The sequence below is a fragment of the Microbacterium sp. LWH3-1.2 genome (assembly GCF_040675855.1).
Taxonomy (GTDB): domain Bacteria; phylum Actinomycetota; class Actinomycetes; order Actinomycetales; family Microbacteriaceae; genus Microbacterium.
Genome location: NZ_JBEGIK010000001.1, coordinates 3,792,673 through 3,802,528 on the forward strand (window position 1 = coordinate 3,792,673; position 9,856 = coordinate 3,802,528).

The window sequence follows — 9,856 nt, forward strand, 5'->3', positions numbered from 1 at the left end:
TCCTCCGTCTGCGGCTCGCGCATCACGCGGTTTTGGCGAGTCGCCACGAATCGCTAGAACGACCGCTACCTTCTGGCGACTCGCCAAAGGAAGCGACGTCTTCACCGGCAGAGATTTTGACGAGTCGCCAGAATCGTCACTCAATCACCCTGCTTCTGGCGAGTGAGCTGAGCGCGGCGCACATCCACGCCTGTTCCTCCCCAGCGCCCGCGGGTGGGCGAGATTCCTTGGAAACGTCGGTTCGTTGCGGGCACCGCACCCAATGTGGTGACGATCGAGGGATGCGCGACTGGAACCTCCCGCCCCACCTGCTTCCAAGCTTCACCGTGCGCGAGGCACGCGACGCCGGGGTCGCCCCCTCGCAGCTTTCGGCGAGGTCGCTGCTGCACCCATTCCATGGCGCTCGAACGACGAGGGAACTGAGCCCGGTAGCGCGCCTCGAGCTCCTGATGCGCGCCCTGCCCTCACAGGCTTTCGCCTGCGGCCCGACTGCGGGCGTCGTACTCGGCGTGCCGCTCCCCGTCGCTCTCCAGAACGACGCGTTCGAACGACCGACGATCGCGGTGCCGTATCCGAACAACAGAATCCGAGGGCGGCGAGTTCGCGGACGATCTCTGCAGATCGCGGACGATGAGGTGCTGACGAGGCGTCGCATCCGTGTGACTCGTCCATCGCGGACGTGGCGCGACCTCTCCGCCGAGCTGGACCTTCCTGCGTTCGTCGCCGTGACGGACTTCCTCATTGCGCGCAACCGACGCCGTTGCACGATCGATCAACTGACGGCGGAGCACACCCGAGCGCCGCGCTCGCCTGGCGCTGGAACTCGTCGCCGCGCCCTCGAACTCTGTTCGGAGCGTTCGGAGTCACCCCGTGAGTCCGAGCTCCGTTGCGTTCTCGAACTGGCCGGACTCCCGCGGCCTGAGTGCAATGTCGAAATCCATGACGGCACACGATTGGTCGCCCGCGTCGACATGCTCTACCGCGCGCAGAAACTGATCATCGAGTACTACGGCGATTACCATCGCGATCCGGATCAGTGGAGCCGCGATGAAATGCGGCGCGCCGAACTGGAGTCTCTCGGCTACCGATTCACCGTGGTCACACGGCGCGACTTCGACGACCTGCCCGCCCTCACGGCCCGTATCCGCCGACTCCTTTCTGTATCGACCGCAAGCTGATCTGCAATCAGGCCGCCCAGGCGCGTGCCCTGGCGACACGATCCGGCGGCCGTCGGATGCGTCCTGTCGAATATCCGGCGACTCGCCAAAACCCAGGACGAATGCCGCGTGTTCCGGCGACTCGCCAAGACCCAGGACGAATGCCGCGTGTTCCGGCGACTCGCCAAAACCCAGGACGAATGCCGCGTGTTCCGGCGACTCGCCAAAACCTAGGACGAATGCCGCGTGTTCCGGCGACTCGCCAAAACCCAGGACGGATGCCGCGTGTTCTGGCGACTCGCCAAAACCCAGGACGGATGCCACGTGTTCTGGCGACTCGCCAAAACCCAGGACGAATGCCGCGTGTTCCGGCGACTCGCCAAAACCCAGGACGAATGCTGCGCGTTCCGGCGACTCGCCAAAACCCAGGACGAATGCCGCGTGTTCTGGCGACTCGCCAAAACCCCAGAGCCCGAGAGCCCGAGCGCCCGCGAGCCCGAGCGCCCGCGAGCCCGAGAGCCCGCGAGCCCGCGAGCGCGGGGCGGGTGGGATGCTTCGCCCCTGGGTCAGAGCTCGACGTTCACCAGGACGGGCTCGGGCTGCAGGATCAGGCCGAACTCGGACTGCACGCGGCCCTGGATGAAGCGCGCGAGCTCGGCGAGCTCGGCGGCGGTCGCGTGGCCCCGGTTCGTGAGCGCCAGGGCGTGCTTGGTCGACAGGCCGGCGCGCGAGCGCGGCAGCTTGAAGCCCTTGCGCACGCCGGCGTGCTCGATGAGCCAGCCGGCGCTCACTTTCACGTCGGACTCGACGGTCGTGGGCGCGGGCACGTAGCCGTCGAAGTTCGCCAGCGGGATGACGAGCACGGGGTCGAGGTCGGGGTGCACGGGCCAGCGCGGGCACGCCTCGGGGAGCGTGCGGGCGAAGGATGCCGACACCACGGCGTTCTGGAAGAACGACCCGGCGCTGTACGTGTCGGGGTCGTCTGCGTCGAGCACCATGCCCTTGCTGCGCCGGGTCTCGAGGATGCGCTCGCGCACCCACGCGAGGGTCGCCTCGTCGTCGGGACCGAGGCGCAGCGCGGTACGGAGCTGATCGCCGGCGATGCGACGGGCGCCCTGACCGATGTCGGGGAGGTCGAGCGTCACCGAGAGGATCACCGCGCGCCGCGCGGGAACCGAGCCGTAGTGGTGCTTGAGAACCGAGGTGCGGAAGCCCAGCCCCAGCTCGGCGGCGGGAACGGTCGACACCTCGCCCGTCGACTCGTCGAGCAGCTCGACCTCGCTGAGGGTCTGCACGATCTCCTGGCCGTACGCACCGATGTTCTGCACCGGGGCGGCGCCGACGGTTCCGGGGATCCCCGACATCGCCTCGATCCCGCCGAGTCCTTCGGCGACCGCGAACGCGACGAGGTCGTCCCAGTCGTGCCCCGCCTGGACCGTGAGCCGCACGCGTCCGGGGACAGGGGACGCCATTCGTTCGATGCCGGTCGTGAGCACGCGCACGACGGTGCCCTCGAACGGCTCATCGCCGACGAACAGGTTCGATCCGCCGCCCAGCACGAGCCACTCGTCGCCGGTGGCCCACACGTCGCGCAGGGCGTCGACGAGCTCGGCGGTGGTGGCGGCGTCGATCATGCGCTCCGGTGTGCCGCCGGTGCGGAGCGTCGTGAGCCGCGCAAGCGGGACGGGGGTCACTGTGGTCATTTCATGCACGGGCGTGTGTCAGACGGTCCGGACGCGCACCTGCGCCTTGACGAGCACCGTGGTGCCTTCGAATGACACGGTGAGGTCGATGCGCGCCGACTCCTCGTCGACCGCGCCGACCTTCGCGACGACGGTGACATCGGCGCCGGTCTCCGGGTCGACGACGACGGGCTTGGTGAAGCGCACGCCGTACTCGAGGATGCGGCCGGTGTCGCCGACCCACGACTCGATCGTGCCGACGGCGAGGCCCATCGTGAGCATGCCGTGGGCGAGGACGCCGGGCAGGCCCACCGCGGAAGCCACATCGTCGCGGTAGTGGATCGGGTTGAAGTCCCCGGAGGCCCCGGCGTAGCGCACGAGGGACTCGCGTGTGAGGTGCACGGTGCGATCGGCGACGACGTCGCCGATGGTCAGGTTCTGGAGCGCACTCACTGGTCGTCCTCCCCCACGAGCAGGACGGACGTCGCGGTGACGACGTGAACGCCCGCGGCATCCGTGATCTCGGACTCGCTCGTCACCAGCGCCGCCGCGGCCATGCCCCGGATACCGGTGACGGAGAGCTTCGCAGTCAGCTCGTCGCCTGCCACGATCGGCCGCGAGTAGCGGAACCTCTGCTCGGCGTGCAGCACGTTCTTGAGGACGATGCCCGAGTCGGGCTCGCCCAGCAGCTGCTGGAGCGTGGCGTCGGTCACGACGATCGCGAAGGTCGGCGGCGCGACGACGTCGGCGTAGCCGAGCGCCTGGGCGGCGGCGGGGTCGGTGTGCTGCGGGTCATCGGCGAAGACGGCGCGCGCGAACTCGCGCACCTTCTCGCGACCCACGAGGTAGGGGGTCGTCGGCGGGAAGTCGCGGCCGACGAGCTCGGGGTTCACTGGCACCAGGCCATCCTACCGAGCCGGCTCCGCCGGCCCGGCCGGGCCGGTCGCCGGGCGAGGGCGGCCGCGCCAGGCCCGCAGGCCCATCTGCACCGCGATGATCACCAGATAGGCCGCGAACAGCATGTTGCCGACGAAGGGATCGATGAGGGTCGCCGCCCACGCGCCGAGCGCCGTCGTCGTGCACGCCGCGACGCCGATGATCGCCGCGGCGACGAGGTCCACGTTGTGCCGGCGGATGTTGCCGACCGTACCCGAGACCGCCGTCGGGATCATCATGAGCAACGATGTTCCCTTGGCCACGAGGTCGCTCGTGCCGAACAGCACCATGAGCGCGGGGACCACGATGATGCCGCCGCCGACGCCGATGAGCCCGGACAGGATGCCGGTGACCACGCCCAACACGACGAGCAGGACTCCGCTCAGCCAGGTGAGCGAGAGCTCGGCGTCGCGGGACGGGATGACGATGAACAGGCTCACGATGACGGCGGCGAGGAAGCCGACGAACGCCGACCGCAGCACCGTCAGCGAGAGGCGCGGCAGCAGCCAGGTGCCGATCTGGGCGCCGAACACCGCACCGGCGGCGAGCAGCAGCGCGGGGATCCACGCCACCGAGCCGTGCACGGCGTACGAGATGACGCCGACCGTCGCGGTGGGCACGATCGCCGCGAGCGACGTACCGGCCGCGAGGCGCTGGTCGAAGCGGAGGAACAGCACGAGGAAGGGCACGATGACCGTGCCGCCACCCACACCGAACAGGCCCGACAACAGCCCGGCGAGCAGACCGATGCCGACGCAGGTGAGGATGAAGCGAGCACCGTGGGTGGGGCGCGCTGCGTCGTGCGGGGTCATTCCGAGTACAAGTAGTCGATCAGCCAGTCACCGTCGGACTCGACCAACGTGTACTCGTAGACCTGTGCGACCTCGGTGGGCTCGGTCGGCTCGCCGTTCTCGTCGACGAGCGACAGGAAGGTCTCGTTCGTCGTCACGGTGATCTCGTCGCCGACAGTCTCCACGTCGGTGATGTTCACCGTGTAGTCCTCGATCCCGGTACTGAAGGCCGCGGCCTGATCGGCGAAGGCCGCGCAATCGCTCAGCTCCGACTCGGTACGGAATTGTTCGGTCGTGGCAGCGATGAGCTTCTCGCAGTCGCCCTCCTGCCAGGCGTCGTCGTAGAGCCCGACGGTCGCGACCGCTGTGCGCTCGTCGTCGGACTGGCCGCCCGAGTTCGCCGTCGATGCCGACAGAATCAGCAGCGGGATCACGACGGCTGCCGCGATCACGATGCCCAGCAGCACGACACCGAGCACGACCCACACGATCCACAGCTTCGACTTGCTGCGGGGCTCGGTCGCCGCGGAGAAGCCGCCCCCGGCCGGGGCGACGCCGGCGGGCGTTCCGGGGTAGACCCCCTGCGGATACCCCTCGACCGGCGCATACCCGTCCACCGCCGGATACTCCCCCGACGCGACGGGACGGCCGGACCGACCGACGGCGTCGGACTCGGCCGAACCCTCGGGACGGGCGGCAGCATCGGCCGGAACGGTCACCTCGGCCTGCTGGTCGAAGCCGAGCCGGGAGGCAACGATCTCCGCCTCGGACGGCGCAGGCGAGGTCTCCGGATCGGGCTGCGCGACGTGATCCGTCCACTGCGTGCCGTCCCACCAGCGCATCGCGCCGTGACCGTCGTCGTACCAGCCGGGAGGAGTCGTCGTCATCCTCAAACCCTATCCCCGCGACATATCGGGCAAGGGACGACGGATGCTGCCACCCGGTGCTTCGGGTCGCAGCATCCGCGTCCGGATCAGCGATCGAGGACGGCGCGGGCGCTCCGGTCGGGGCTGAGATCGAGCCGGCGCAGCAGCTGTGCGTTCAGCGCCACCACGACCGTCGACAGCGACATCAGGATCGCGCCGACCGACATCGGCAGCACGAAGCCGATCGGGGCGAGGATTCCGGCCGCGAGCGGGACGGAGATCAGGTTGTACCCCGCGGCCCACCACAGGTTCTGAGTCATCTTGCGGTAGCTCGCACGCGACAGCTCGATGACCGACAGCACCGACCGCGGATCGCTCGAAGCGAGGATCACTCCCGCCGAGCCGATGGCGACATCGGTTCCGGCGCCGATCGCGATGCCCACGTCCGCACGCGCGAGCGCCGGCGCGTCGTTGACGCCGTCACCCACCATCGCGACCTTGAGACCCTCGCCCTGCAGTTCGGCGACCTTGCGCTCCTTGTCTTCGGGGCGCACCCCGGCGAAGACGCGACGGATGCCGAGCGCCTGAGCCACCGACTGCGCGACGGGTTCGGCATCGCCCGTGATCATCACGACCTCGACACCGAGCTTGTGCAGCGCATCGACGGCCTCGTGCGATTCGGGGCGGATCTCGTCGGCGAGAGCGAGCCCGCCGACGACGGCGCCGTCGCGTACGACGTGGAGCACGATCGAGCCCCGGCGCCGCCAGAGGCCCGCGACCGCGACATCCCTGGCGCCGACCTCCTCGAGCAGACGTGGGCCGCCGACCCGGACGACGTGCCCGTCGACCGTCGCCGTCACGCCGACCGCCGGCGAGGACTGGAAGCCGGACGCGGGAGCGAGAGCGACACCGCGCTCCCGGGCGGCGCGCACGATCGCCTTCGCCAGCGGGTGCTCGCTGTCGGCCTCGGCAGCCGCGGCGAGCGCGAGCACGCCCTCGGCATCGAGATCGCCCGTCGCGGCCACGTCGACCACCGTCGGCTCGCCCTTCGTGAGGGTGCCCGTCTTGTCGAACAGCACGGCGCCGATCGTGCGCATGCTCTCGAGTGCGAGGCGGTCCTTGACGAGCACGCCGCCGCGCGCCGCGCGCTCGGTCGCGATCGACACCACGAGGGGGATCGCGAGGCCCAGCGCATGGGGGCACGCGATCACGAGCACGGTGATCGTTCGCACGACCGCCTCGTCGGGCAGTCCGAACGCGGTCCAGACGATCGCGGTCAGCGCCGCGGCGATCAGCGCGAACCAGAACAGCCAGCCCGCGGCGCGGTCCGCGAGGCGCTGTGCGCGCGAGGTCGAGTTCTGCGCCGCGGCGACGAGCCGCTGGATCCCGGCGAGGGTGGTGTCGTCGCCGGTGGCGGTGACCTCCACTCGGAGGCCCGAGTCGGTCGCGACGGTGCCGGCCGTCACGTGGTCGCCGGCACTGCGGGCGACCGGACGGGACTCGCCTGTGACCATCGACTCGTCCATGTCGGCGGCGCCGTCGACGATCCGCCCGTCGGCGGGAACACTGCCCCCGGGACGCACCACCACGACGTCGCCGAGACGCAGCTCGGACGGCACCACCGTGACGATGCGGTCTCCGTCCACGCGCTCGGCCTTGTCGGGAAGGAGCGCCGCGAGCGAGTCGAGCGCCGACGTCGTCTGGGCCAGCGAGCGCATCTCGATCCAATGGCCGAGCAGCATGATCACGATGAGGAGGGCCAGCTCCCACCAGAACTCGAGTTCGTGGTGCAGCAGACCGAGGCTCGCTCCCCACGACGCGAAGAACGCGACCGTGATCGCGAGCCCGATGAGCAGCATCATGCCGGGCTTGCGCGCACGAAGCTCAGACGCGGCACCCGACAGGAAGGGCCAGCCGCCCCAGAAGTACATGACGGTGCCGACGAGCGGCGAGATCCAGCGGACCCACGGCGCGTCGGGCAGCGTGTAGCCGAGAACCATCGCGAACATGCCCGAGAACGCGACGACCGGCACCGCGAGGAAGAGGTTGATCCAGAACAGCCGGCGGAAGCGGGCGACGTGGTCCGGGCCGTGGCCGACGTGACCCCCATGGCCCGTGTGCGCGCCGTGCCCGGCAGAGGCGGCGTGGGCGTCGTGATCCGTGTGGGCACCGTGATCGGCGTGGTCGTCGTGCGGTGAATGGTCGTCGTGCTGTGCGGGGGCGGTACTGTCCGTCGCCGCGGTGGCACTGACCGCATGGTGCGCCGTGTGGTCGTGTCCAGCAGGGTCGTGCGCCGCGTGGTCGTGGTCGTGATGCGGATCGGTCACGGTGCTCTCCTCGTCGAAGTACGTTCCGTTATACCCCCTAGGGGTATCAACTTCAATCGCGCTCGCGAGTGACGTATTCCGGCTCCCGCCGAATCGTGGCGGATCTCGGCGGGACGCGCGACACTGACTGCACCCGGAGTCGCGAGGAGCATGAATGGACATCATCCTGGTCTCAGGTCTGTGGATGGGCGGATGGGCGTGGTACGAGATCGCGCCCGCCCTCGAACGGGAAGGGCATCGGCCGGTGGCGCTCACGCTTCCCGGCATGGGGTCGGCGGATGCCGACCGCTCCGCGATCACCCTGGCCGACCACGTCGCGGCCGTCGTCGCCGCGATCGACGAGGCACCCGGCGAGAAGGTCGTTCTGGTCGGGCACTCCGCCGGCGCCGGCATCGTCTACGCGGCTGCCGACGCGCGCCCCGACCGTGTCGCCCGGCTGATCCTCGTCGGCGGATTCCCGACCGCTGACGGCGACCCGCTGCTCGACGGGTTCGCGACGGAGGGCGGCGAGCTTCCCCTGCCCCCGTGGAGCGAGTTCGAGGAAGCCGATCTCCGCGATCTCGGCGAGGGCGGCATGACGGCGTTCCGCACGTACGCGATCCCCTCACCCGCGGGTGTGGTCACCGGCATCCAGCGCCTCGGCGACGAACGCCGGCTCGACATTCCGGTCACCGCCGTCGCGACCGAGTACACGGTCGCCGACCTGCAGGGCTGGATCGACGCGGGGGCACCGCCGGTGCGGGAGTTCGCGCGCCTGCGCGACGTCACGTACGTCGACCTGCCGACGGGGCACTGGCCGCAGCTGACGCGTCCGCAGCAGCTGGCCCGCGTCATCCTCGCGCAGCCGCCGCTGGGCGACGGCAAGATCGCCCCGGAGGTCGAGACGATCAGCCCGGTCGCCTTCCACGCGTCCGAGGGCGTGGAGGACTGGCGGGTCCTGTACTGGGGCGCGCACGCCTTCTTCCGCGCCGACTCGCTCTCCCAGGGCGCGCGCCTGGTGGCGGAGGTCGCCGCCATCGCGGAGCGCCTCGAGCACTACCCCGACATCGACCTCCGACCCGAAGGCGTCTTCGTCAAGACCTTCAGCCGTCGCGACGGCGCACTGAGCCGGACGGATACCGAGCTCGCAGCATCCGTCTCACGCGCCGCCCGCGAGCTCGGTCTCGAAGCCGATCCGTCCGTGCTCACCGTCGTCGGCATCGCCGTGGCGCAGGGGCCCGACACGCACGTCCGGCCGTTCTGGAGCGCCGCGCTCGGCTATGACCCGCTCGGCGCCGAGGACGCGATCGATCCCCTGCGCCGCAACCCACATGTGTGGTTCCACCCGCTCGCGCCGCCGAAGCCGGGCCGCGGGCGCACGCATATCGACATCTCGGTGCCGCGTGACCAGGTCGAGGCGCGGGTGGCGGCGGCGCTGGCCGCGGGTGGACGGATGGCCGACGACTCGCACGCGCCGGAGTGGTGGACTCTGACGTCGCCCGACAACCACGGCGTCGACATCGCGGCGTGGCCCGACGACTCTGACTTCTCCGGCTGAGCTCCCCCGCGACCGGCCTGCCGTCACCTCAGCATGCGGACGTCGACGATCGACGGCACCATCGGGTCGGTCTGCTCGGCGCCGTCGAACTCGAACCCGTTGCGCCGGTAGAAGGCGATGGCGCGCGGGTTCTCCTTCGCCACCCACAGCACGGCCGGCCCCTCCTCCAGCACCGCGTCGAGGAGCGCCTGTCCGGCTCCTCCACCGTGATCGGCGGCGGCGACGTAGAGCATGTAGAGCTGGCGCTCGCGCGGCGGCGCCGCGCCGCCGAACTCGAGGCCCGGCCCGGAGGTCGCGAAGCCGATGATGCGGCCGTCGCTCTCTGCGATCCAGACGCGCCATTCGTCGCGGGGGTTGTCGAGGATGCGGGTCCACATGCTCCGTCGCCCCTGCACGAACTCGTCGTCGAAGAATCCGGCGGGCAGGAGGTGCGTGTACGTCTCCCGCCACGTCGCCACGTGCAGCGCCGCGATCTCGGCCGCGTCGCGCGGTTCGGGCACGCGCAGGGTGAACGTCATGCCGTCATCCTGCCAGCGGGCGCGGCGGCCGGACAGGTGCAC

At 70.3% G+C, this 9,856-nt stretch carries 9 protein-coding genes; 2 read left to right on the plus strand and 7 right to left on the minus strand.

The window, feature by feature from the left end:
• Positions 1–449: 449 nt before the first annotated feature.
• Positions 450–1,178, plus strand: a complete 729-nt coding sequence (locus MRBLWH3_RS17760) for an endonuclease domain-containing protein (protein WP_363434859.1) — start codon at positions 450–452, stop codon at positions 1,176–1,178.
• A gap of 545 nt (positions 1,179–1,723) precedes the next feature.
• On the opposite strand, the gene MRBLWH3_RS17765 is transcribed toward MRBLWH3_RS17760, so the two are convergent.
• The 6 genes from MRBLWH3_RS17765 to MRBLWH3_RS17790 all read right to left on the minus strand — a co-directional run bounded on the left by MRBLWH3_RS17765 (position 1,724) and on the right by MRBLWH3_RS17790 (position 7,759).
• Positions 1,724–2,860: a UDP-N-acetylmuramate dehydrogenase gene (locus tag MRBLWH3_RS17765; RefSeq protein ID WP_363434862.1), complete on the minus strand. Its 1,137-nt coding sequence runs from the start codon at positions 2,858–2,860 to the stop codon at positions 1,724–1,726.
• 18 nt (positions 2,861–2,878) lie between these two features.
• Entirely contained in the window at positions 2,879–3,292 is a 414-nt protein-coding gene (locus MRBLWH3_RS17770; protein WP_363434865.1) for a MaoC/PaaZ C-terminal domain-containing protein, read from the minus strand.
• A complete protein-coding gene (locus MRBLWH3_RS17775) occupies positions 3,289–3,738 on the minus strand; it encodes an FAS1-like dehydratase domain-containing protein (protein ID WP_363434868.1) in 450 nt (149 codons plus the stop codon). Before MRBLWH3_RS17775 ends, MRBLWH3_RS17770 begins: the two co-directional genes overlap by 4 nt.
• 9 nt (positions 3,739–3,747) lie before the next feature.
• Positions 3,748–4,587 carry a sulfite exporter TauE/SafE family protein gene (locus tag MRBLWH3_RS17780; protein WP_363434871.1) on the minus strand — a complete coding sequence of 280 codons (840 nt, stop codon included), beginning with the start codon at positions 4,585–4,587 and terminating at the stop codon, positions 3,748–3,750.
• A complete protein-coding gene (locus MRBLWH3_RS17785) occupies positions 4,584–5,453 on the minus strand; it encodes a DUF2510 domain-containing protein (protein WP_363434874.1) in 870 nt (289 codons plus the stop codon). Before MRBLWH3_RS17785 ends, MRBLWH3_RS17780 begins: the two co-directional genes overlap by 4 nt.
• An 86-nt stretch (positions 5,454–5,539) precedes the next feature.
• Complete coding sequence (locus MRBLWH3_RS17790; RefSeq protein WP_363434876.1) at positions 5,540–7,759, minus strand: heavy metal translocating P-type ATPase; 2,220 nt, start codon at positions 7,757–7,759, stop codon at positions 5,540–5,542.
• Between the two features lie 154 nt (positions 7,760–7,913).
• On the opposite strand from MRBLWH3_RS17790, the gene MRBLWH3_RS17795 reads away from it, so the two are divergent.
• A complete protein-coding gene (locus tag MRBLWH3_RS17795) occupies positions 7,914–9,296 on the plus strand; it encodes an alpha/beta fold hydrolase (protein WP_363434879.1) in 1,383 nt (460 codons plus the stop codon).
• Positions 9,297–9,319: 23 nt separating this feature from the next.
• Here the strand turns inward: MRBLWH3_RS17795 and MRBLWH3_RS17800 are convergent, their stop codons facing one another.
• A complete protein-coding gene (locus tag MRBLWH3_RS17800; protein ID WP_363434882.1) occupies positions 9,320–9,814 on the minus strand; it encodes a GNAT family N-acetyltransferase in 495 nt (164 codons plus the stop codon).
• Positions 9,815–9,856: the final 42 nt, after the last annotated feature.

Coding starts and splice junctions, on each gene's coding strand:
- MRBLWH3_RS17760 (WP_363434859.1), top strand. CDS start 450: ATGCGCGCCCTGCCCTCACAGGCTTTCGCCTGCGGCCCGACTGCGGGC.
- MRBLWH3_RS17765 (WP_363434862.1), bottom strand. CDS start 2,860: ATGACCACAGTGACCCCCGTCCCGCTTGCGCGGCTCACGACGCTCCGC.
- MRBLWH3_RS17780 (WP_363434871.1), bottom strand. CDS start 4,587: ATGACCCCGCACGACGCAGCGCGCCCCACCCACGGTGCTCGCTTCATC.
- MRBLWH3_RS17785 (WP_363434874.1), bottom strand. CDS start 5,453: ATGACGACGACTCCTCCCGGCTGGTACGACGACGGTCACGGCGCGATG.
- MRBLWH3_RS17795 (WP_363434879.1), top strand. CDS start 7,914: ATGGACATCATCCTGGTCTCAGGTCTGTGGATGGGCGGATGGGCGTGG.
- MRBLWH3_RS17800 (WP_363434882.1), bottom strand. CDS start 9,814: ATGACGTTCACCCTGCGCGTGCCCGAACCGCGCGACGCGGCCGAGATC.